The organism is Domibacillus sp. PGB-M46 (assembly GCF_022668875.1).
In the GTDB taxonomy this organism is placed as follows: Bacteria; Bacillota; Bacilli; order Bacillales; family Domibacillaceae; genus Domibacillus.
This window is the reverse complement of record NZ_JAKGCR010000011.1, coordinates 25,982-48,269: the sequence shown is the minus strand read 5'-3', so window position 1 is coordinate 48,269 and position 22,288 is coordinate 25,982. Positions and strand designations below refer to the sequence as shown.

22 protein-coding genes are annotated in these 22,288 nt (G+C 45.4%); all 22 read right to left on the bottom strand.

Annotation, left to right across the window (positions count from 1 at the left end; genetic code table 11):
* Window positions 1-23: 23 nt before the first annotated feature.
* On the bottom strand, window positions 24-293 hold the full coding sequence (rpsO, locus tag L2D08_RS13980) for a 30S ribosomal protein S15 (RefSeq protein ID WP_242234468.1): 270 nt from the start codon (window positions 291-293) through the stop codon (window positions 24-26).
* A gap of 109 nt (window positions 294-402) precedes the next feature.
* Window positions 403-1,365, bottom strand: a complete 963-nt coding sequence (gene ribF, locus L2D08_RS13975) for a bifunctional riboflavin kinase/FAD synthetase (protein ID WP_242234467.1) — start codon at window positions 1,363-1,365, stop codon at window positions 403-405.
* Window positions 1,366-1,387: 22 nt separating this feature from the next.
* Window positions 1,388-2,281 (bottom strand): tRNA pseudouridine(55) synthase TruB, encoded by an 894-nt coding sequence (truB, locus tag L2D08_RS13970; RefSeq protein ID WP_242234466.1) that lies wholly within the window; start codon window positions 2,279-2,281, stop codon window positions 1,388-1,390.
* An 85-nt stretch (window positions 2,282-2,366) separates the two neighbouring features.
* Window positions 2,367-2,717: a 30S ribosome-binding factor RbfA gene (gene rbfA, locus L2D08_RS13965; protein ID WP_046175015.1), complete on the bottom strand. Its 351-nt coding sequence runs from the start codon at window positions 2,715-2,717 to the stop codon at window positions 2,367-2,369.
* 24 nt (window positions 2,718-2,741) lie between these two features.
* The gene (gene infB, locus L2D08_RS13960) at window positions 2,742-4,721 is read right to left on the bottom strand and encodes a translation initiation factor IF-2 (protein WP_304653934.1); all 1,980 of its coding nucleotides are present in this window, start codon (window positions 4,719-4,721) and stop codon (window positions 2,742-2,744) included.
* 37 nt (window positions 4,722-4,758) lie between these two features.
* A complete protein-coding gene (locus L2D08_RS13955) occupies window positions 4,759-5,067 on the bottom strand; it encodes a YlxQ family RNA-binding protein (protein ID WP_242234465.1) in 309 nt (102 codons plus the stop codon).
* A 1-nt stretch (window position 5,068) separates the two neighbouring features.
* A complete protein-coding gene (gene rnpM, locus L2D08_RS13950) occupies window positions 5,069-5,344 on the bottom strand; it encodes an RNase P modulator RnpM (protein ID WP_242234464.1) in 276 nt (91 codons plus the stop codon).
* A gap of 14 nt (window positions 5,345-5,358) precedes the next feature.
* The gene (gene nusA / locus L2D08_RS13945; RefSeq protein WP_242234463.1) at window positions 5,359-6,495 is read right to left on the bottom strand and encodes a transcription termination factor NusA; all 1,137 of its coding nucleotides are present in this window, start codon (window positions 6,493-6,495) and stop codon (window positions 5,359-5,361) included.
* Window positions 6,496-6,537: 42 nt separating this feature from the next.
* Window positions 6,538-7,011 carry a ribosome maturation factor RimP gene (gene rimP / locus L2D08_RS13940; RefSeq protein ID WP_242234462.1) on the bottom strand — a complete coding sequence of 158 codons (474 nt, stop codon included), beginning with the start codon at window positions 7,009-7,011 and terminating at the stop codon, window positions 6,538-6,540.
* A gap of 148 nt (window positions 7,012-7,159) precedes the next feature.
* Complete coding sequence (locus L2D08_RS13935) at window positions 7,160-11,470, bottom strand: PolC-type DNA polymerase III (RefSeq protein WP_242234461.1); 4,311 nt, start codon at window positions 11,468-11,470, stop codon at window positions 7,160-7,162.
* A gap of 59 nt (window positions 11,471-11,529) precedes the next feature.
* Window positions 11,530-13,236, bottom strand: coding sequence for a proline--tRNA ligase (locus L2D08_RS13930; protein WP_242234460.1), 1,707 nt, complete (start codon window positions 13,234-13,236; stop codon window positions 11,530-11,532).
* 28 nt (window positions 13,237-13,264) lie between these two features.
* A complete protein-coding gene (rseP, locus tag L2D08_RS13925; protein WP_242234459.1) occupies window positions 13,265-14,524 on the bottom strand; it encodes an RIP metalloprotease RseP in 1,260 nt (419 codons plus the stop codon).
* 20 nt (window positions 14,525-14,544) lie between these two features.
* Complete coding sequence (locus L2D08_RS13920) at window positions 14,545-15,690, bottom strand: 1-deoxy-D-xylulose-5-phosphate reductoisomerase (protein ID WP_242234458.1); 1,146 nt, start codon at window positions 15,688-15,690, stop codon at window positions 14,545-14,547.
* Between the two features lie 13 nt (window positions 15,691-15,703).
* A complete protein-coding gene (locus L2D08_RS13915; protein ID WP_242234457.1) occupies window positions 15,704-16,495 on the bottom strand; it encodes a phosphatidate cytidylyltransferase in 792 nt (263 codons plus the stop codon).
* Window positions 16,496-16,519: 24 nt separating this feature from the next.
* Window positions 16,520-17,281 carry an undecaprenyl pyrophosphate synthase gene (locus tag L2D08_RS13910; protein WP_242234456.1) on the bottom strand — a complete coding sequence of 254 codons (762 nt, stop codon included), beginning with the start codon at window positions 17,279-17,281 and terminating at the stop codon, window positions 16,520-16,522.
* Window positions 17,282-17,398: 117 nt separating this feature from the next.
* Window positions 17,399-17,941: a ribosome recycling factor gene (gene frr, locus L2D08_RS13905; RefSeq protein WP_255821970.1), complete on the bottom strand. Its 543-nt coding sequence runs from the start codon at window positions 17,939-17,941 to the stop codon at window positions 17,399-17,401.
* A 17-nt stretch (window positions 17,942-17,958) separates the two neighbouring features.
* Complete coding sequence (gene pyrH, locus L2D08_RS13900; protein WP_242234454.1) at window positions 17,959-18,681, bottom strand: UMP kinase; 723 nt, start codon at window positions 18,679-18,681, stop codon at window positions 17,959-17,961.
* Window positions 18,682-18,772: 91 nt separating this feature from the next.
* A complete protein-coding gene (gene tsf, locus L2D08_RS13895; RefSeq protein WP_242234453.1) occupies window positions 18,773-19,654 on the bottom strand; it encodes a translation elongation factor Ts in 882 nt (293 codons plus the stop codon).
* Window positions 19,655-19,758: 104 nt separating this feature from the next.
* Complete coding sequence (rpsB, locus tag L2D08_RS13890; RefSeq protein ID WP_242234452.1) at window positions 19,759-20,511, bottom strand: 30S ribosomal protein S2; 753 nt, start codon at window positions 20,509-20,511, stop codon at window positions 19,759-19,761.
* A 145-nt stretch (window positions 20,512-20,656) separates the two neighbouring features.
* Window positions 20,657-21,133 carry a DUF6115 domain-containing protein gene (locus L2D08_RS13885; protein ID WP_242234451.1) on the bottom strand — a complete coding sequence of 159 codons (477 nt, stop codon included), beginning with the start codon at window positions 21,131-21,133 and terminating at the stop codon, window positions 20,657-20,659.
* A 9-nt stretch (window positions 21,134-21,142) separates the two neighbouring features.
* Entirely contained in the window at window positions 21,143-21,421 is a 279-nt protein-coding gene (locus L2D08_RS13880; RefSeq protein WP_242234450.1) for a hypothetical protein, read from the bottom strand.
* A 40-nt stretch (window positions 21,422-21,461) separates the two neighbouring features.
* Window positions 21,462-22,223, bottom strand: a complete 762-nt coding sequence (locus tag L2D08_RS13875) for a FliA/WhiG family RNA polymerase sigma factor (RefSeq protein WP_242234449.1) — start codon at window positions 22,221-22,223, stop codon at window positions 21,462-21,464.
* Window positions 22,224-22,288 lie beyond the last annotated feature (65 nt).

The window sequence follows — 22,288 nt, the reverse complement described above, 5'->3', positions numbered from 1 at the left end:
GAAAAATCCCGCTTTATCGTGAATTATCGGCGCAAACCGAGCTTTTGGATCAACTCGCGGTAACGTGCTACATCCTTGTTACGAAGGTATGAAAGCAGGTTACGACGGCGGCCGACCATTTTTAGAAGACCGCGACGTGAATGGTGGTCTTTTTTATGTGTACGTAAGTGATCATTCAACGTGTTGATTTGTTCAGTTAATACAGCGATTTGAACTTCTGGAGACCCAGTGTCGCTTTCGTGTGTTCTGTACTCCTGAATTAGTTCGTTTTTGCGTTCTTGTGTTAATGCCATTTGTAATTCCTCCTTTAAATTGATTCATCCCCGTCAGCCGAGCATGCGTTGGAGATTCGCGATGCCAAGCAGCGGTTCAAAATGTCAAGCACTTCTTATTATAAGAAATTTATGCTTCTTCGTCAAGACGTTTGCTGTCGAAGAAAAGCACAGCTGCTTTTTTATCCCGTTCAATTTGTGCAGCCAGCTCTTCAATACCACTAAACTTCTGCTCCCCGCGCAGCCGAATAAACCAGTCCACTTCCACTTCTTCTCCGTAAATATCCCCCGTATACTGAAAAATATGCACTTCGATTGATAAAACCGGCTTGTCCGGACTTTTAAATGTCGGACGGAACCCAACATTGCACACCCCTTCACGCCACTCATTTTTCACACGGATTTTCACGGCGTATACACCGGTGCGTGGCAGAAAATAATCATCATCGGGTTCGATATTCGCGGTGGGAAAACCCATTTTCCGGCCGCGTTTATCACCGTGAATAACCGTCCCATGCATCCGGTAAGGGCGGCCGAGTAAATCGGACGCATCGCGTACAAGTCCTTCCGAAAGCAGCGCTCTTATTTTGGTCGAACTTACTTTTTCCTCCCCAAATTCAAGCTTATCAACAGATGTAAAAGCAAATGCCCCGCGCGAATGAAACAGTAAGGTTTCCATCGTTCCTTTTCCAAGGCGGCCGTATGTATAATCAAAACCGGCCGTCACGTGCTGAACATTTAAACCAATGATATACTGGTCTACAAACTGCTGTGGTTCGAGGGCTGCAAAATCAGACGTAAATCGGACCACGAACAAATAGTCAATACCGAGATCAGCGATCAAACGCTTTTTTTCCTCAAGAGGAGTAATATAGCGGATATGCTGATGCTTTCTGCCAAGAACAACAGACGGATGAGGATCAAACGTCATCACGGCACTTTTCCAGCCGTGCATATCCGCCGTTTTTTTAGCAGCAGAGATCACCTGTTGATGCCCTTTATGTACCCCGTCAAAAAAACCAAGCGCAAGCGCTATCGGTTCGAGTTCTTCTTTTTTATGGCTGTGCGGGTGCCGCAGCATAATAACATCCATACATTTCACACCTGTCTCTCTGTCATTGTGGCATCACTTTAACCGGCTTGATCAGCCCTGTTTTTTCCGGATGAATCTGGTAGATGGCCAATAGTTCCCCGTTTAAATAAACAGCTGCTTCGGACTCCCCAGCCGGCCACTGGGCAGGCTTCGACAAAACAGCCCCATTCTTTACCTTTACTGCTACTGTATCATTTACGATCCACTTCGGCAAATGAGAAACCGCTGTTTCAACCGGCTTTAGGACGTCCTCTGGAGCCCGTTCCGCCAGCACAGACAGCGTGACGCAGTCGTCTTCACCAAAGCCCCCTGAATGGGTGCGTACTAAGCGTGACATATGCGCCGGGTAGCCGAGCTTTTCGCCAATCATTACAGCCAAAGTTCGAATATAGGTCCCTTTCCCGCAAGAAACGCGAATGGAAAAGCGGACTTTTTCATTTTCCTGTTCGATCGGGCTGATTCGCTCAATGCTGTAAATAGAGACGATCCGTGACGGGCGCTCTACCTTTTGTCCGGCCCGTGCATATTCATATAAGCGCCTGCCGTTCACTTTTACAGCCGAGTACATAGGTGGTGTTTGCTCAATTTCACCAGTGAGGTTTTGGAGCACACTTTCAAGCTCGGCATCCGTAATAGACCGGTCAACCGCCTTTGACTCCACCACTGCTCCAGACGCATCCTCTGTTTCTGTTGAAAAGCCAATGGTTACTTCTGCCTCATAGGTTTTTCCACTGTCGGTAATATATTCAGCGAGTCTCGTTGCTGTCCCGATACAAAGAGGAAGCACGCCTTCTACATCGGGATCGAGTGTACCCGTGTGGCCTACTTTTTTCGTACGAAGAATTTTACGGGCTTTAAATACACAGTCATGTGATGTCATTCCTTTTTCTTTCCATAGCGGCAAAATGCCATTCATACTCCAAGCCTCCTTTTGCTGTCAAAAAAAAGCGCCTGATCAAGCAGCCGACATTCCTGCTGCTTCTCAAGGCGCTCTTTTTGTATTACGACGGGTCTGAGTCTCTTAATTCCCGCAGCAGCGTATCGATTTTGTTTCCGTACGCAACTGATTCATCAAACTCAAACATAAGCTCCGGGGTTTTGCGAAGGCGGATTCGAGTTCCAAGTTCAGAACGGATAAATCCTTTTGCTTTCGCTAATGCCTTCAGTGTGCCCTCCCGCTCTTCTTCACCGCCAAGCACCGTAATATAAACGGTTGCCTGCTGCAGATCTCCGGTAACCTCTACATCCGTTACGGTTAGAAATCCGATACGGGGATCTTTAACTTTCCGGCTTAAAATTTCCGTCAGTTCTTTTTTCATTTGTTCCGCCACACGATTAGAACGCATTGACATACTTCTCACTCCTTGGGACGAAGGTTACTTACGTTCGATTTCCTGTTCGATAAACGCTTCAATAACATCGCCTTCTTTGACATCATTAAAGCCACGAATAGTAATCCCGCACTCATAGCCCTGCGCGACTTCTTTTGCATCATCTTTGAAGCGTTTCAGCGCATCGACTTCTCCTTCGAAAATAACGATGCCGTCGCGAATCAAGCGGACGCCTGAATCACGTGTGATTTTCCCTTCTGTTACATAGCTTCCCGCAATCGTACCGATTTTAGACACTTTGAATGTCTGGCGTACTTCCGCTTGTCCGATAATTTTTTCTTCAAATTCCGGATCAAGCATTCCTTTCATCGCAGCCTCGATTTCTTCGATGACTTTGTAGATAATACGATGCAGACGTACTTCTACTTCTTCCGCTTCCGCCGTGCGTTTTGCATTCACATCCGGACGCACATTGAATCCAATAACGATAGCATTTGAAGCAGAAGCCAAAATAATATCTGATTCTGTAATCGCACCGGCACCGGTATGGATGATTTTTACGTTTACGCCTTCTACTTCAATTTTTTGAAGAGCAGCCGCTACCGCTTCAACCGATCCTTGTACATCAGCTTTTAAAACGATGTTTAAATCTTTCATTTCCCCTTGTTTCATATGTTCAAACAGGTTATCAAGGCTGACTTTTGTTTTCTCGCTCCGTTGTGCCAAAAGAGCATCCTGCGCACGGGATTCCCCGATTTGACGTGCTGTTTTCTCGTCTTCGAATACGACGAATCGATCACCTGCAAGCGGCACTTCATTCAATCCGGTAATTTCAACCGGGGTAGATGGGCCAGCTGTTTTAACACGGCGGCCAATGTCGTTTACCATGGCACGGACACGGCCAAATGTGTTTCCAACAACAATCGGGTCACCGACATTTAACGTGCCGTTTTGAACAAGCAATGTTGCTACAGAACCGCGGCCTTTATCCAGCTCGGCTTCAATAACTGTACCCATTGCTTTTCGTTTTGGATCTGCTTTTAATTCTTCCACTTCCGCAACAAGAAGAATCATCTCTAGCAATGTATCAATACCTTCTCCGTGTTTTGCTGAAAGAGGAACAAAGATGGTATCGCCACCCCATGCTTCAGGAACAAGTCCATGCTCTGTTAATTCCTGCATCACACGATCCGGATTTGCAGCCGGCTTATCAATTTTGTTTACAGCGACGATAATTGGCACTTCTGCTGCTTTTGCGTGGTTGATGGCTTCAACGGTCTGCGGCATAACACCGTCATCTGCTGCCACTACAAGAATGGTAATATCGGTTACCTTCGCACCACGTGCACGCATTGTTGTAAACGCAGCGTGTCCTGGTGTGTCTAGGAATGTAATCTTTTTGCCGTTTGCTTCAGCTTGATAGGCACCGATATGCTGCGTAATACCACCAGCTTCGCCTTCTGTTACTTTTGTGTTACGGATAGAATCCAAAAGTGTCGTTTTTCCATGGTCAACGTGACCCATAATCGTTACAACAGCCGGACGTTCAACCGCAGTTTCTTCAGAATCTTCTTCTTCAAAATATGTTTCAAGATCCGCTTTATCGATTAAAATTTCTTCTTCTACTTCTACGTTAAACTCGCCTGCCACAAGTTCAATGGCATCCTTATCAAGCTCCTGGTTGATCGTTGCCATTACGCCGAGCATAAACAACTTTTTAATGACATCAGATGGTTCAACGTTCATTTTCTTGGCAAGCTCGCCTACTGTTAAAGAACCGGAGAAAACAATTTTTTCCGGAATTTCTTTCTTTTTCACTGGAATTGGCTGTTTCGGGGCTCCTTTTCGCTGTCCACCGGAACGGCCTTTCCCGCGCGGCCCGCCGTTAATACCCCGGGAACCCGGTTTTGAACCGCCCTGCTTTTGCTGGCCTGGTCTAGAACCTGTTGGCTTCGGCTTTGCCGGCCCACGGTTTCCCGCCGATTTGTTCGTAGTTGATTGTTGATTATTCGGTTTATTATTCAAATTCAAACAGCCTCCTTGTCATGACAGATCGCTTCTGTCACTCCTCCTCGATAAGCGTTTTAAGCTTTTTAGCAAAACCGGTGTCCGTTACCGCCACAACGACACGCGCTTCTTTGCCAATGGCCTGTCCGAGTACTTCGCGATTTTCTACGCGGCGCACCGGCACTTTGTAAAAAGCTGCTTTATCCGTTATTTTCTTTTCTGTGTTGCGGGATGCATCTTTCGATAAAAGAACCAGTTTTGCATTCCCGCGCTGTATTTCTTTTACGGTCAGTTCTTCACCGGTAATCAGCTTGCCGGCCCGGTTGGCAAGACCGAGAAACGAAGCCCATGGATGTACGGCCATCTCAGTCGTTGCCTTTCGCTACAAGCTCAAATAATTCCTCATAAATAGATGGCGGCACTTCCGCACTCAGCTGCCGTGCCAGCACATTTTTCTTTTGAGCTGCTTCCACTGCTTCTTTTGTCCGGGAAACATAAGTGCCCCGTCCCGATTTTTTGCCGGTTGGGTCAACGGAAACTTCGCCTTCCTTCGACCGGACAATGCGAATCATTTCTTTTTTTGGTTTCATTTCTCCTGTTGCCGCACACTTTCTAAGCGGCACTTTTTTAGGCATTGGCATTGCAGTACGCCTCCTTATTCGATTTCTTCAGAAAAGAAATCTTCAAGGTTGTTGTTCGACGGCTCCGTATCGTCTTCATCCTGCTCGGCTGTTTTTCCGCTTGGGTAAATGCCTGCTGCCCGAGCGTCGGTTTCACTTTTGATATCAATTTTCCAGCCGGTTAGTTTCGCTGCAAGACGGGCATTTTGACCGCGCTTGCCGATTGCCAGTGATAATTGATAATCCGGTACGATAACGGTTGTTGCTTTGTTTTCCTCATCCACCATAACCTCAACGACTTTAGCCGGGCTGAGCGCATTAGCCACAAAGACAACTGGATCTTCTGACCACTGAACGATATCGATCTTTTCGCCTTTCAGCTCGTTTACGATTGCCTGAACGCGATTGCCTTTCGGACCGACACATGCGCCAATCGGATCCACTTCCGGGTTTTCTGCATGAACAGAAATTTTGGAACGGTCGCCTGCTTCGCGTGATACCGAGCGAATTTCAACAGTGCCGTCAAAAATTTCCGGCACTTCAATTTCAAACAAGCGCTTCAGAAGTCCCGGATGTGTGCGTGATACATAAATTTGCGGGCCTTTTGTTGTCCGCTCCACTTTTGTAATAAACACTTTGATTCGATCATGCGGCTTGTATGTTTCATTCGCCATTTGCTCTGCCTGTGGCAAAAGCGCCTCGATTTTGCCAAGGCTTACATAAATAAATCGGGCATCCTGGCGCTGTACAATGCCGGTCATAATATCTTCTTCACGGTCGATAAATTCTGAATAAATAATTCCGCGTTCTGCTTCACGAACACGCTGCGTTACAACTTGCTTTGCTGCTTGAGCTGCAATCCGGCCAAAATCTTTTGGTGTTACTTCCATTTCGACCACATCGCCAATTTCATACGAAGGATTGATTTGTACTGCATCAGCCAGCGCAATTTCCAAACGGAAGTCGAATACTTCCTCTACTACCTCTTTCCGGGCAAACACACGCATTGAGCCGGCTTCTAAATTCAGCTCCACCCGAACGTTTTGTGCCTGGTTAAAATTGCGCTTATACGCTGAGACCAGTGCTGCTTCAATTGCTTCAATTAACAAACCGCGCTCAATGCCTTTTTCTTTCTCAAGATAAAGCAACGCATCATATAATTCTGAACTCATTGGCCAAAAAGCCTCCTTACATCCATATCTTATTAAATTTTTTTAAAATGTGACAGCCAGACGCGCTTTTGCCACTTTGGAAAGTGGAACCGTTATTTGCTTTTTACGGGTTTTAACCATATATTCTACAGTCAGCTCGCCATCTGCAAACGAAAGAAGTGTTCCTTCAAATGTTTTTTCCCCATCAATTGGCTCATAAAGCTTAATGTTCACATGCCGGCCGACAGCCCGTTCGAAATCCTGCTCTTTTTTAAGCGGGCGCTCTGCCCCTGGTGATGAGACTTCAAGGAAATAATTGTGTGGAATCGGATCCGGGTCGAGTGCATCAAGCTTTTCGCTCAGCCGTTCGCTGACTGCTGCGCACTCTTCAATGTCCACGCCGTTTTCTTTGTCAATGTAGAGGCGCAAAAACCAGTTTTTCCCCTCTTTTACATACTCTGTTTCAACGAGTTCGAGGTTTAATTCTTCAATGATTGGTACGGCGATTTGTTCAACCGTTTCGATGATTTTGCTCATTTTTTATCCTCCCGCATGAAAAAATTTGTTTCGGAACATCCCCGCAACAAACACGAAAGAGTGGGGGCGGCCCACTCTTTCGAAGAGAGTTATCATGCAATTTCCATCTGTAAGGATACCATAAATGCACCCTTTTTGCAAACGCGCCTCAAAACAGTGACAGCTGGTTTTGGTCGGGCAGCGCATCGAGACATCCCATTTTCTCCAAGTATTCCATAATGGTTTTCGAAACCTTACCGCGCTGCTGTAAATCCTCTTTGGATAAAAACTCACCGTGTTCCCGGGACGCCACAATATTTTTAGCCGCATTTGTCCCAAGACCCGGCAGCGCATTAAACGGCGGAATAAGTGAATTGCCATCAATGACAAACTCATCTGCGCTTGAACGATACAAATCCACTTTTTTGAAAGTAAAACCGCGCTCTACCATCTCAAGTGCCAGCTCAAGAACCGTCATCAAATTTTTCTCTTTCGGTGATGCATCCAGCCCTTTTGCGTTAATTTCCTGAAGCAGTGCTTTAATCGCGGAGGAGCCCTTTGACATCACATCGATATCAAAATCTTCCGCACGTACCGTAAAATAAGCAGCATAGTAAAGAAGCGGCAAATGCACTTTAAAGTATGCGATCCGCACGGCCATTAAAACGTAAGCGGCGGCGTGCGCTTTCGGAAACATATATTTGATTTTTTTACATGAATCAATATACCATTCCGGCACTTCATTTTTGCGCATTTCTTCTTCCATTTCTTCTGTCAGCCCTTTTCCTTTACGGACAGATTCCATGATTTTAAAAGCAAAAGCCGGTTCAAGCCCTTGGTAAATCAAATAGACCATAATGTCATCCCGGCAGCCGATTACGTCAGACAGCTGGCAGATGCCTTTTTGAATCAGCTCCTGCGCATTGCCAAGCCATACATCTGTTCCGTGAGACAAACCGGAAATTTGAACGAGCTCTGAGAATGTAGTTGGCTTTGTTTCTTCAAGCATCTGGCGGACGAACCGCGTACCAAATTCCGGAATACCAAGTGTACCGGTTTTACACATAATTTGTTCTTCCGTTACACCAAGGGATTCAGTGCCGCTGAAAATCTTCATTACTTCAGGATCATCGGTCGGAATCGTTTTTGGATCTATGCCTGATAAATCCTGAAGCATCCGGATTACCGTTGGATCATCGTGGCCGAGAATATCGAGCTTAAGCAGGTTATCGTGGATAGAATGGAAATCAAAATGGGTCGTTTTCCACTCCGATTTATCAGAGTCTGCCGGATATTGAATCGGTGAAAAATCGTATATATCCATGTAATCCGGCACAACGATAATACCGCCTGGATGCTGTCCGGTTGTCCGCTTAACGCCCGTACATCCAGATACAAGACGGTCTACTTCAGCACTCCGGTATTGCTTCGTATATTCTTCAGCATACTTTTTCACATAGCCGTAGGCGGTTTTTTCCGCTACCGTACCAATGGTGCCGGCCCTGAATACATAATCCTCACCAAACAGCTCTTTCGTGTAATTATGCGCACGGGGCTGATACTCACCCGAGAAGTTCAAATCGATATCCGGTACTTTGTCCCCCTTAAATCCAAGGAATGTTTCAAACGGAATATCATGTCCGTCCTTTTTGTAGGGAATGCCGCAGTTTGGACAATCTTTATCCGGCAGGTCAAACCCAGAGCCGACCGATCCGTCATCAAAGAACTCGGATTTTTTGCACGATGAACATACATAGTGCGGAGGCAGAGGATTTACTTCTGTTATTTCGGTCATCGTGGCAACAAATGACGAACCGACCGATCCGCGTGAGCCAACGAGGTAACCGTCATCAAGCGACTTTTTCACCAGCTTATGCGAAATCAGGTAAATAACCGCGAATCCATGGCCGATGATACTTTTTAATTCTTTTTCAAGCCTCGCTTCTACAATTTCCGGCAGGTGATCCCCATAAATCTTCCGTGCCATACCATAACTCATTTCCCGCATTTCTTCGTCAGCGCCTTCGATTTTCGGCGTATACAGATCATCTTTAATCGGTTTGACTTCTTCGATCATATCAGCGATCTTATTCGTGTTGGCCACAACGATCTCATGCGCTTTTTCTTTCCCCAAAAATGAAAAAGCGTCAAGCATATCATCCGTTGTCCGGAAGTGGACGTCCGGCAGCGTCTGGCGATTTAATGGATTGGCTCCGCCCATAGATGAAATTAAAATGTGGCGGTACACTTTGTCTTCTTCATTTAAATAATGAACATTGCCGGTTGCGGCAACTAATTTGTTTTGTTCTTCTCCAATGGTGACGATATTTCGAATAATATCTTCAAGACCTGCTTCATCACGCACAAGCTCCATTTCAATCAGCGGCGCATTCACGGCTTTCGGCTGCACTTCTAAATAATCATAAAACTCAGCAGCCTGTCGTGCTTCGTCCATCCCTTTTTGCATCATCGCTTCAAATACTTCCCCTTTGTTGCAGCCGGAGCCAATCAGCAAGCCGCCGCGGTGCTTTTGCAAAACAGAACGCGGGATGCGCGGCACACGGTAAAAGTAATTGATATGCGAGAGGGACACAAGCTTAAATAAGTTTTTCAGCCCTTCTGCATTTTGGGCAAGAATCGTACAGTGGTAAGGGCGTGCACGTTTATAGGCCCCGCCTTCTCCCATAAAGTTATTGAACTCGTTATGTTTCTTAATTCCTTTTTCATCTGCATCTTTTAACAATTTAAGCAGGATGTATCCCGTCGCTTCCGCATCATAAATCGCACGGTGATGCTGGGTTAATTCCACATCAAATTTTTTCGCCAGTGTGTTCAACCGGTGATTTTTCATATCCGGGTACAGTAAACGTGCCAGTTCCAGTGTGTCAATCACTGGATTTGAGGTCCGGCCGATACCATACTTTTTGTAGCCTGTTTGAATAAAGCCCATATCAAACGAAGCATTATGCGCAACCAAGATAGCATCCCCGGTCCACTCTTTGAAATCACGGAGCACTTCATCTATCTCGGGAGCGTCTTGTACCATGTCATCGGTAATCCCGGTCAGTTCAATGGTCGTTGCAGACAGCGGATGATGCGGGTTGGCAAATCGTTCAAACCGGTCGATAATTTCACCGTCTGTTATTTTGACTGCTGCCAGTTCAATAATCGTATCGTATACTGCTGAAAGACCCGTCGTTTCAACGTCAAAAACCACGTACGTGTCTGTAGCAAGCTCCCGGTCGGCATCTTCGTATGCGATCGGCACACCGTCATTAACGAGATTGGCTTCCATCCCATATAAAATTTTTACGCCATGTTTTTTTCCGGCACTATAGGCTTCCGGGAACGACTGAGCCACTGCGTGATCGGTAATAGCGATAGCCGGATGCCCCCATTTTTTTGCCTGCCCGACTAATGTGCTGATAGAGGTTATGGCATCCATCTGGCTCATCGGTGAATGAAGATGAAGTTCCACCCGTTTTTCTTCTGCAGTATCTTCCCGCGTCGGGGAACGAATTTCATTTACGTCATTGGCGATCATCACGAGGTCACGGACAAAGGTGTCATTTTGAACAGACCCCCGCACACGTACCCACATGCCTTTTTTAATACGGTTAAACATCGCAGCGTCTTCTTTGTCACGTGAAAACATTTTGACCATTAAGGAGTCCGTGTAGTCGGTAATCTTAAAAGTGAGCAGCGTACGGCCGCTGCGCAGCTCTTTCGTTTCTGCGTCAAAGATATACCCTTCTGAAGCAATCCGGCGCTCTTCATCAACAATTTCTTCAAGCTTTTTAAAGTCTGCATCCGGCTTGATCATATAACCAATCGTTACAGGGCCGGATTCTTCCGGAACCTCATCCTGCTCTTTTGCACGGTTTTGCATATCGATGACTGCCTGACGCGCCCGTTCCGCATCTTCTTTGCGCTTTTCTTCTAAAAACTTTTCATATTCTTCGTTTCGTTCGTTTTGGGAAACCTGTATGTCAAATGTCAGCGGCGGAAATCCAAGACTTTCATACACTTCGGACAAACGGCGTCCATATTTGTTTTTCAGCGCCATGCCTTCCATTTCATTTTGGGTGCGGATCACAAGCTTGGTCCCCGATACTTCCGGTTTTTGCCCGTTTAATGCCGCTAAAAGCGGAGGCGCCATGCCTTCAAGCTGGCGGACGCAATACGGCCAATACTCGATAATATACTCAGGTGTACATGTACGATCCTGCACTTCCATTGAGAAAGTAACCGAGGCAAATGTGGCAAATGTAGCAGACAGCGCATCGGCAAACCGCATGAGAACATTACACGGAATCAGCGCTGGGGCCGCAAATACAAAATGCCACTTTTTTTCCTGTTTTAATACGGTTAATTTTTTGATTTCGGTTCCTTCAAAGTGGCGGACCACTGCATCTTCTGTTAGCCGAAGCTGGTCCAGCAGGATTAAAAAGCGGCTCCGTCCACTTGATGCTTCCTTCATTTTTATTTCCCCCTTACACAGAAAAGGATGAGCGGCACGAGCCGGTCATCCTTTTTCTTTTAAAGTCCAGCCTGCAAGCTGCGTACCGCTTGCACGATTTCTTCAACAGACGTTTCTACTACTTCGCCTGTCCGGCGTACTTTTATTTCAACAATGCCTTCAGCAGATTTTTTCCCTGCTGTTACACGAACAGGCACACCAATTAAATCACTATCGGTAAACTTAACCCCTGCACGTTCAGCACGATCATCGAGCAGCACATCCATACCTGCATTCCGAAGAGCCGTATATATTTCGTTTGCTGCATCTGTCTGCGCCGAGTCTTTCACATTGACAGGAATTACATGAACATCAAATGGCGTAAGATTTAGCGGCCATACAAAGCCGTTTTCATCATTGTACTGTTCCGCTATTGCCGCAAGAACACGGGAAACGCCGATACCGTAGCAGCCCATAATCATCGGCTGTGTCCGGCCGTTTTCATCCAGATACACAGCGTTCATTGCTTCACTATAACGCGTGCCCAGCTTGAAGATATGGCCAACTTCGATTCCTTTTGCAAACTGAATCGTTCCTTCTCCATCTGGAGACGGATCACCTTCTAAAATAAAGCGAAGATCTGCAAATTCTGTTACACGGAAATCACGATCTGCATTGGCATTCACATAATGAAAGCCATTTTCGTTCGCCCCGCACACAATGTTTACCATCGATTGAACGGCGTTATCAGCCAGTATTTTCACATCAGCCGGAAGGCCAACCGGGCCAAGCGAACCGAACGAAGCACCAAATAATTTTACAGCCTCTTTTTCATCCGCCATTTCGACCGTTTTGGCATTTAAGACATTTTTCAATTTAATATCGTTGATTTCATGATCTCCGCGTGCAAGAACAACGACCATTTCATCGTCGACGTTAAAAAGAAGTGTTTTAATGCACTGCTCAGCCGAAACATCCAAAAACGTACTGACTGTCTCAATCGTTTTTGAATCAGGTGTTTCTACTTTCTCAAGCGGTTTTTGCTCCTCATCACTTTTTTCATATACGACTGTAACGGGCGCCATCTCTACATTTGCTGCATAATCAGATGTGTCTGAATACGCAATTGTATCTTCACCGATATCAGACAACACCATAAACTCATGTGTGTCTTTTCCGCCCATTGCGCCTGAGTCGGCAATAACAGCCCGGAAATTCAATCCGCAGCGGCGGAAGATATTCGAATATGCTTCAAATAAACGATCATATACTTCGTCCAGGCTCTCTTGTGAAGCATGGAAGGAGTATGCATCTTTCATAATAAATTCGCGGCCGCGAAGCAGGCCAAACCGTGGTCGTTTTTCATCACGGAACTTTGTTTGAATTTGGTACAAAGTCAGCGGGAGGCGCTTGTATGATTTTATTTCATCCCGGATAAGAGATGTAATCACTTCCTCATGGGTTGCGCCGAGTGCGAAGTCGCGTGAATGACGATCTTTTAAACGCATGAGTTCCGGACCATAAGTCTGCCAGCGTCCTGACTCCTCCCAAAGCTCTGCCTGCTGCAGGGCCGGCATTAGAAGTTCAACTGCCCCTGCGGCATCCATTTCTTCACGGACAATCGCTTCTACTTTGCGGAGCATTTTTTGGCCAAGCGGCAGATAGCTGTAAACCCCGCTTGCATTTTGCCGGATAAAACCGGCGCGAAGAAGCAGCTGATGGCTTTTTACGTCCGCATCAGCCGGTACTTCCCGCATCGTTGGAATTAACGTTTTGCTTTGTTTCATTCAATCGCACCTCGACTAAAATAATAATTTACTGTAAAAAGAATCTTTCAATATCATTCCATGTAACTACAATCATCAAAAGCATAAGCAGCGCAAAGCCGACAAAATGCACCATACCCTCCATGCGGCGGTCTACCGGCTTTCCACGTATCGCTTCATACAAGAAAAATAGCAGGCGTCCGCCGTCTAAAGCTGGAAGCGGCAGGAGATTCATAATCCCGAGATTGATGCTCAGTACACCCGCCCATTTTGCCAGGTTTAAAATGCCGGACTGAGCGACTGTATCGGTGGAAACATAAATGCCAACAGGCCCTGACAGCATATCAAGCGAAAACTGCCCCGTTACAATCGTGCCAAGCATATTGATGATCATCTTCGTCCAAACGTACACTTCTTTCGCCCCGTACGTGAACGAGCCAAGTACAGAGTGCTCAAAAGGACTATACACGCCGATACGGCCGAATGTTTCGCCTTCTGCCGTTTCTTTATCCGGCGTAACAGGTATCGTTAATTGTTCCCCATTACGATCGATGGAAAAAGTTAACTCTTTTCCTGGGTTGTCCTGAATAACCGTAACGATTTCTTTCCACGATCCCATGTTTTCTCCATTAATGGAGATTACACGGTCTCCTTCTTTCAGGCCGGCTTCAACTGCTGCCCCATTGTTAATCACTTCACCAAGCTTTGGCTCGTCCGTTGGAATTCCCTGAATCATGGCCAGTACTACGAAAATAATGAACGCGAGAATGAAGTTAAACAAAGGACCCGCAAAAATAGCCATAGCACGCTGTGGAAGCGTTTTTGAATTAAACTGGCGGTCATATGGCGCAATTTGTGTGCTTAACTGGTCTTCGGTCATTAAAGCTTCACGGTGTACCGGATAAGTGCGAAGTTCTTCTTCGCCTTCTTCATATCCACTGATCGTTAAGCCATGCTCAAGATCCGCTTTTTCAACTTCAATCGTGCGGGCATCTTTAAAGCGATCCCGGCCATTTACAATTAAATTAACCGCCTGGCCTTTTTCATTAAAAAGAACGCCAATTCTCTGGCCGGCTTTCAGTTCTGTCGTTTCTGGGTCTTCACCCGCCATGCGTACATAGCCTCCGAGCGGAAGCAGGCGGATCGTATAAACGGTTTCTCCTTTTTTATGCGCAAATATTTTTGGACCGAATCCGATCGCAAATTCACGGCATAGAATACCGGCCCGCTTAGCAAAAAGAAAGTGGCCTAATTCATGGAAAAAAACAAGCGATCCAAAGATAACGATAAACGCTATAACGGTATTCAAACGTTTCTAACCACCTTTTTTTATGATAAAAGTGAGCGTACTGCCGCCCTGGCTTCAGCATCTGCCTCCAGCACTGCCCCAAGTTCTGGTGATTGAACAGGTGTATGTTCCTCCATTGTCCGCTCCACCATTTCATCAATTTGCAAAAATGATATTTTCCGATCGAGAAAAGCAGCTACCGCTTCTTCATTTGCCGCATTCATCACGGCAGGCATCGTTCCGCCTGTGCGTCCCGCTGTGTAAGCGAGATAAAGCATACGGTATCGGTCAAAATCCATCTCTTGAAAATGAAGACGGCCAATCTCGGCTAAATTCAGCCGATCCGTATCAGGAAGAGGCAGCCGGTCCGGCCAAGTGAGTGCATACTGGATCGGCACGCGCATATCGGGTGAACCAAGCTGTGCCATCACCGACCGGTCATGAAACTCGACCATCGAGTGGATAATGCTTTCACGGTGCAAAATAACATCAATTTGTTCATAAGGCAGGCCAAACAGCCAGTGCGCTTCAATTACTTCAAGCCCCTTATTCATCATTGTAGCAGAATCGACTGTTATTTTCGCGCCCATAGACCAGTTTGGGTGATTTAATGTTTCTTCTACGGTTACTTTTTCGAGCTCTTCCCTTTTTCTATCACGGAAGCTTCCGCCTGAAGCTGTTAAAATGAGCCGGCTGATATTTTTTTCCTGTTCACCCTGCAGGCTTTGAAAAATGGCTGAATGCTCACTGTCAACTGGAAGTAAATGAACGCCCGCCTGCTTTGCGGCCTCTGTTACAATATGTCCAGCTGTAACAAGCGTTTCTTTATTGGCAATGGCGATGTTTTTTTTCGCCTTTATCGCTTTAAGCGTCGGCTCAAGGCCGACACTGCCAATCACCGCGTTTACAAGTGTGTCTGCTTCCGGAATCACTGCCGCTGCTTCAAGCCCTTCCTTTCCATACAGTACGCGTACGGATGGAAACTTCGCCTGCAGGCGTTCCGCTGTATTTTTTTCAATAACAGAGACGAGCGCTGGCTCAAATTCTCGAATAATGTTCTCGGCAGCTTCCTCGTTTTTCCCTGCGGAAAAAGCCGCCAGCCGGAAAGAATCTGGATGCTTTCGTATAATATCAAGAGTCTGCACACCAATGGACCCGGTTGCCCCTAATAAACTTATTGTTTTCACTACATTCATCTCCCTACAATAGTTGAAGCATGTGCAATAGCGGAAACACGAACAGCCAGCTGTCTGTGCGGTCTAAAATCCCACCATGGCCTGGCAGCAGATTACCTGAATCTTTTACATCGTAATGCCGCTTCAGGGCGGATTCTGCCAAATCGCCCACCTGGCCTGCTACAGACAGAATCGCTGCCGATACGAGTACCCACAGAGCCGGTGCCTGGAAATCAAGAAACAGTAGAAAAACTGCCGCAACGACTACGGCAGAGCCAATTCCCCCGTAAAAGCCGGCCACTGTTTTATTCGGGCTGATATCCGGCCAAAGCTTGCGTTTTCCAAATGAGCGGCCAATAAAATATGCGCCCGAGTCAGATGCCCACGTAATAAACAGGGCAAAAAAGACATACAAAACGCCGCCGGCTTCTCTCGTTTCGATAAAATAATAGAAACCAAAGCCGATATAAAGTGTCAGCAATATACAATAAGCAGCATCCTCAAACGTAAATTGGTTTTTCGTCATGACCGTTACAACAAGAAACAGCAAAACGAATAAGCCAAGATATTCAAACTTCTCCATGCCAAGGAATTGCCAGTCCGCCCTGCCGCTCTGCGGAATCAGCATAATAAAGACGAGCAAAATCGACAACAGGCCCGGTACGGAGAAAATCGAAATCTGTTTCATTTTTAATGCTTCTATTACAGCCGCCGCACTCATTACATAAACAAGAATAAGAAAGGGCAGCCCCCCAACCAGTACGATTGGCAAAAATGCTGCTGCCGCTATTATTCCTGTTATCATTCGTTGTTTCATGATTGTTAATCCCCCATCATTCCATTACGACAACCCGCCAAACCGCCTTGATCTCCTTTGATATGAAGCTACTGCCTCAAGTAGATGTTTTTCTGAAAAATCAGGCCATAAAACGTCCGTAAAGAAAAATTCCGTATAAGCCAGCTGCCATAACATAAAGTTGCTTAGTCGATGCTCTCCGCTTGTTCGAATGAGGAGGTCGGGCTCTGGCAAATGGCTGGTCATTAAATAGCGGGAAACTGTAGCATCTGTTATATCCTGCTCCGATAATGTTCCCGACTGAACATCTGTTATCATAGAACGCATAGCTTGAACAAGCTCTGTTCGACTGCCATAATTCAATGCAAAATTAAGAATAAGTCCATTGTTTTCGGCTGTTTGGTTTATTGCATTTTGCACAGCATTTCTTGTGTGTGCAGGAAGCTGCTCGATATCACCTATCATTTCTACACGTACGTTTTCTTCCATTAGTTCAGGCAAAAATGTAGAGAGAAACTCCTGTGGAAGCTTCATTAAAAAATCAACTTCAAGCTTAGGCCGCTTCCAGTTTTCTGTCGAGAACGCATAAAGCGTCAGCACTTTAACACCAAGCTTATTTGCAGCCCTTGTGATTTCCCGAACCGTTTTCATTCCCTCATTATGACCGGCAATACGGGGCAGGGCTCTTTTTTTTGCCCAGCGGCCGTTCCCATCCATAATAATGGCAATATGCGCAGGAATCCCTTCTTCGGAAATCACAGGCTCTCCTGCGTTTTTTGATTGCCAAAACCACTGTTTATGTGCCATACAAAATCCCCCATATCGCTTCTTCCAACCTATTTTACCATAGATGCTGTTTTCGTAGTAATTGGAGCGATAAAATCCAAAAAAAGAAACCCTCCTGCCAGCAAGAGGGTTTTTTCTTTACACTTCCATGATCTCTTGTTCTTTTTCCTTGGCAATTTCATCCACTTTGCGGATATAATTGTCCGTTTGTTTTTGAACATCTTCCGTGTAGCCGCGAAGGTCATCCTCAGTCAGATCACCATTTTTTTCGCCCTTTTTCAAATCATCATTCGTGTCACGACGAATATTGCGAATCGCTACTTTTGCCTCTTCCGCTTCTTTTTTAACCAGTTTGGCCAATTCTTTGCGGCGCTCTTCTGTTAGGGCAGGAAAATTCAATCGAATCACAGAACCATCATTCGATGGTGTCAAACCAAGGTCTGACTTTAAAATTGCTTTTTCAATATCGCCCATAGATGATTTATCATAGGGTGTAATGACTAACAGGCGGGCTTCTGGAATGTTAATAGAAGCAAGCTGGTTAATCGGTGTTGGCGCGCCATAATAATCAATTGTAATACGGTCAAGCACGTTCGCGCTTGCGCGTCCAGCACGAATGGAAGCAAGCTCGCGATTAAATGCAGAGATCGCTTTATCCATTCTTTCTTTTGATTGATTCATTACTTCTTGAGACACGTTTATTTCCCCCTCACGATTGTTCCGATATTATCACCAAGTACAACGCGTTTGATGTTTCCTTTTTCCGTAACCGAGAAAACAACAAGCGGAATATCATTGTCCATGCATAGGGAAGAAGCAGTGGAATCCATAACAGCAAGTCCTTCCTTAATCACATCCAGGTAAGACAACTCTGAGTATTTAACCGCATCTTTGTCTACTTTTGGATCGGCGCTATACACACCATCCACGTTGTTTTTCGCCATTAAAATGACTTCCGCTTCAATTTCAGCAGCACGTAGTGCAGCAGTTGTATCGGTTGAGAAGTAAGGATTTCCAGTACCCGCAGCAAAAATAACAACACGACCTTTTTCCAAATGACGAATCGCACGACGTCGAATGTACGGCTCAGCAATCTGGCGCATTTCAATGGATGTCTGTACGCGTGTTTCAATTCCGAGCTGTTCCAGGCTGTCCTGCAGCGCCATTGAATTCATCACGGTTGCAAGCATCCCCATATAATCCGCTGTTGCGCGATCCATACCCATTTCGCTGCCGATCTTTCCACGCCAAATGTTGCCGCCGCCTACCACAACTGCCACTTCTACGTTCAGTTCGCTTACTTCTTTTACCTGTTCTGCAACAGACTGAATAACGGCAGGGTTAATACCAAATCCTGCTTCACCTGCTAATGCTTCACCACTTAATTTTAATACAACACGTTTATACTTTGGCTGGCTCATGTAGACCTCCATCTGTAATGTACATGAAATCCCTCACCAAGAGCGGCAAGGGATTCCATTTATTCCTTTCCGACCGGCGGATGCGGAATCATTATTTTTTAACTTGGCTCATAACTTCTTCTGCAAAGTTATCTTGACGCTTTTCTAAGCCTTCGCCCACTTCGTAACGAACGAACTCAGTTAAAGTTGCTCCTTTAGATTCAAGGAACTGGCGTACTTTTTGATCTGGATCTTTAACAAAGCTTTGATCCAAAATGCAGATTTCTTCAAAGAATTTGCCAAGACGGCCTTCAACCATTTTTGCAACAATGTTTTCTGGTTTACCTTCGTTAAGCGCTTGTTCTGTTAATACTTTACGCTCACGATCTACTTCTTCTTCAGAAACTTGATCGCGTGAAACATATTTTGGATTTAATGCAGCTGCATGCATCGCTACATCTTTGGCTGCTGAAGCATCTGTAGTGCCTTCAACAATAGCTAATACGCCGATACGGCCGCCCATGTGCAGGTACTCACCAAATGCAGCGTTTTCGCCTTTTGTACGAATTTCAAAACGGCGAAGTGTAATTTTTTCACCGATTTTCGAAATGGCTTCGCTGATATACGTGTCAACTGTTTTACCGTTTTCCATTGTTTGTGCAAGAGCTTCTTCAACAGAAGCTGGCTTGTTCGCTAATAGGTGAGCTGCGATTTCTTTTACAAGCACTTGGAAGTTTTCGTTTTTCGCAACGAAATCTGTTTCTGCATTTACTTCCAAGAGAATAGCTGTGTCGCCTTCACTTGTAATAAATGTTGTACCTTCCGCTGCAATACGGTCTGATTTTTTCGCTGCTTTTGCAATTCCTTTTTCACGAAGGAAATCGATTGCTTGATCTAAATCACCGTTTGTTTCAACAAGTGCTTTTTTGCAGTCCATCATTCCTGCGCCTGTTTTTTCACGAAGTTCTTTTACCATTTGTGCAGTAATAGCCATTTTGGTTCCTCCTTTAAATATGTAGAACCGCTATGCGGTTTTATTGTTTCATTCTTTAAAAAAAGGTGATAAGGGTATCCCTCTTATCACCTTTATCTGTTTCATTACTCAGCTGCTGCTTCTGCTGTTTCCACTTCTTGCACTTCTTCTTGAACTTCTTCTTCAGCGATTTCTTCGCCTTGTTTCGCTTCAAGAACAGCGTCAGCCATTTTACCTGTTAGAAGTTTAACTGCACGAATCGCGTCATCGTTCGCTGGGATTACATAATCAATTTCATCCGGATCGCAGTTTGTATCAACAATACCTACGATAGGAATGTTCAATTTACGTGCTTCCGCAACAGCGATACGCTCTTTGCGTGGATCGATAATGAATAGGGCATCAGGAAGACCTTTCATATCACGAATACCGCCAAGGAATTTAACAAGACGCTCATGCTCTTTTTTAAGCTGAACAACTTCTTTCTTTGGAAGTACTTCGAATGTACCGTCTTCTTGCATTTTTTCAATGTTTTTCAAACGTTGTACACGCTTTTGGATTGTTGAGAAGTTAGTAAGTGTACCACCCAACCAGCGTTGGTTTACATAGTACATACCTGAACGTTCTGCTTCTTCTTTTACAGAATCTTGTGCTTGTTTTTTTGTACCAACAAACAAGATTTTACCGCCGTCACCGGCAACTTCTCTTACAAATTTGTACGCTTCTTCCACTTTACGAACGGTTTTTTGAAGATCAATGATGTAGATCCCGTTACGCTCTTGGAAAATGTACTTTTTCATTTTTGGGTTCCAACGGCGAGTTTGGTGACCGAAGTGAACGCCTGCTTCAAGCAATTGCTTCATAGAAATTACTGACATGTTTTGTTTCCTCCTGTTTGGTTTGATTTCCTCCGTCTTTCTCACACTCACACAGCTTCCGTCTGGGACGGCACCGGCTGATGAATCAAAAGACGTGTGTATTAACACCGTTAGTTACTATAACACATTCGATATGGGGCTGCAACTACTTTCCTTCAGTTTTGTTAAATTTAAGTGCAAGCTGCACTTCCGTTATCCCAATATGAAGCGTTTTTGCGATTTCTTCCTCTGTCATTCCCTGCTCTTTCATATCCGCTATTTTTTTCGACTGCGGCACTTCCTTTTCTGTATTCCTTTCTACTTGGACTGTTTTCATCCCCGTATAGGCTTTTGCCGCAGCTTTTCGAGGCGTGAGCGGAGGCAGTGGCTTTTCTCCGGGCTCCGGGTCTTTAGCATTTGGTTTTTTTGCCGGAGGAATACTTCCCAATTTCGAAATAAGCTGCTCATTTTCTTCTTTTATTTCTATAAGGAAGGCCGTCATCATTTCTTCCATATCCTTTGCGGCCTGCTTTGCTTTTTTCTCCGAGTCGCTGATTTTGTTCTGCCGCTGGAAAAGGATAATCAGGGCAAATAAGCTCATCGCATGAACTAAAAAAGAAATGGTGATTAAAAATATTGTCATACGTCCCTCTTATCCGCTAATGTTGATCTGCTTCTCTTTATAAGGATGGGCACATCCATCTTCTGCGGATTTCTTTTTTCTTTTTCTGTTTGTTTTGTGCGGCTCTTCGCCAACCTGCCCTCCTGTTTTGTTGCTTTGATGATCCCCAGCTGCCACCGTCCCTTTCCACTTCATTTCTTTGACGGCTTTATGCTGTATATGCTGCTGGGCAGCAAAAAAAGGGCTGCTGATGGTTTTGAGCCGGCTTTGCTTCTTCAAATGTACCTGGAAGCGCCACCTGCATTTCAATTGATTTAAAATCCTTTCACAGCCCCCGCTGCATCCATTTTTAATGCTTTAAGAGCTGCTGCTTCAATTTAAAAAGAGCTTTTGAGTGGATTTGTGAGATACGTGAAGTGGATAAGTTTAATACCTCGCCAATTTCCGTAAGCGTCAATTCTTCTTTATAAAACAGATCAATCACCAGCTGCTCCTTATCTGTTAACTTTTTGATTTGCGCGGACAGCTCCTGAATCTGCTCCTGCTTGACCATTTCCTCCTCAGGTGTTTTGGTCCGCGGGTCTTTCAGCACAAACCCTCCTGCCTCCGGCTGATCAGGATCCTGCGCCTGTTCATCCATTGACAGCACGTGAGAAAAAAAATGTTCCGCCATTGTATCTTGAATGTCGGCCACAGACATGCCAAGTTCGCCGGCTACCTCTTCAGGTGTAGCAGCACGTAAATATTTCTGTTCAAGCATCGAAGAAGCTGCTTCAATTTTTTTGGATTTTTCTCTCGTTGCCCGTGGCAGCCAGTCCTCTTTTCTGAGACCGTCTAAAATGGCGCCACGGATCCGAAAAGAAGCATAGGTGTCAAACTTTAAATCTCGTGATGGTTCAAACTTCAGCAGAGCATCGTAAAGCCCCGTCATTCCATAGCTAGCTATTTCTTCCCTGCTTACTGTTTTTGGGAGAGCTGCTCCAATACGCCGACAATGAAATGTGACAAGCGGCATATAACGAGCTACCAGTGCATCTCCAGCATCGGGGTGCTGGTCCTGCTTCCATCTTTCCCATAGTTTTTGCTCATCTTCAGGCATTTTTTGTGCCATTGAACCTCTCCTTCCGGCGTACGACTACAACACGCTGCAAGTCTTTCTTTTATTCTAATGAAAAG

Coding starts and splice junctions, on each gene's coding strand:
- nusA (WP_242234463.1), bottom strand. CDS start 6,495: ATGAGTTCAGAATTATATGATGCGTTGCTTTATCTTGAGAAAGAAAAA.
- rnpM (WP_242234464.1), bottom strand. CDS start 5,344: ATGCCAATGCCTAAAAAAGTGCCGCTTAGAAAGTGTGCGGCAACAGGA.
- ribF (WP_242234467.1), bottom strand. CDS start 1,365: ATGGATGTTATTATGCTGCGGCACCCGCACAGCCATAAAAAAGAAGAA.
- L2D08_RS13930 (WP_242234460.1), bottom strand. CDS start 13,236: ATGAAACAAAGCAAAACGTTAATTCCAACGATGCGGGAAGTACCGGCT.
- L2D08_RS13885 (WP_242234451.1), bottom strand. CDS start 21,133: ATGACAATATTTTTAATCACCATTTCTTTTTTAGTTCATGCGATGAGC.
- L2D08_RS13935 (WP_242234461.1), bottom strand. CDS start 11,470: ATGAAGGAAGCATCAAGTGGACGGAGCCGCTTTTTAATCCTGCTGGAC.
- frr (WP_255821970.1), bottom strand. CDS start 17,941: ATGAATCAATCAAAAGAAAGAATGGATAAAGCGATCTCTGCATTTAAT.
- L2D08_RS13910 (WP_242234456.1), bottom strand. CDS start 17,281: ATGGCACATAAACAGTGGTTTTGGCAATCAAAAAACGCAGGAGAGCCT.
- rpsB (WP_242234452.1), bottom strand. CDS start 20,511: ATGTCAGTAATTTCTATGAAGCAATTGCTTGAAGCAGGCGTTCACTTC.
- L2D08_RS13955 (WP_242234465.1), bottom strand. CDS start 5,067: ATGGCCGTACATCCATGGGCTTCGTTTCTCGGTCTTGCCAACCGGGCC.
- pyrH (WP_242234454.1), bottom strand. CDS start 18,681: ATGAGCCAGCCAAAGTATAAACGTGTTGTATTAAAATTAAGTGGTGAA.
- rbfA (WP_046175015.1), bottom strand. CDS start 2,717: ATGTCAATGCGTTCTAATCGTGTGGCGGAACAAATGAAAAAAGAACTG.
- L2D08_RS13915 (WP_242234457.1), bottom strand. CDS start 16,495: ATGAAACAACGAATGATAACAGGAATAATAGCGGCAGCAGCATTTTTG.
- L2D08_RS13875 (WP_242234449.1), bottom strand. CDS start 22,223: ATGGCACAAAAAATGCCTGAAGATGAGCAAAAACTATGGGAAAGATGG.
- rimP (WP_242234462.1), bottom strand. CDS start 7,011: ATGAGCAAAATCATCGAAACGGTTGAACAAATCGCCGTACCAATCATT.
- rpsO (WP_242234468.1), bottom strand. CDS start 293: ATGGCATTAACACAAGAACGCAAAAACGAACTAATTCAGGAGTACAGA.
- truB (WP_242234466.1), bottom strand. CDS start 2,281: ATGAATGGCATTTTGCCGCTATGGAAAGAAAAAGGAATGACATCACAT.
- tsf (WP_242234453.1), bottom strand. CDS start 19,654: ATGGCTATTACTGCACAAATGGTAAAAGAACTTCGTGAAAAAACAGGC.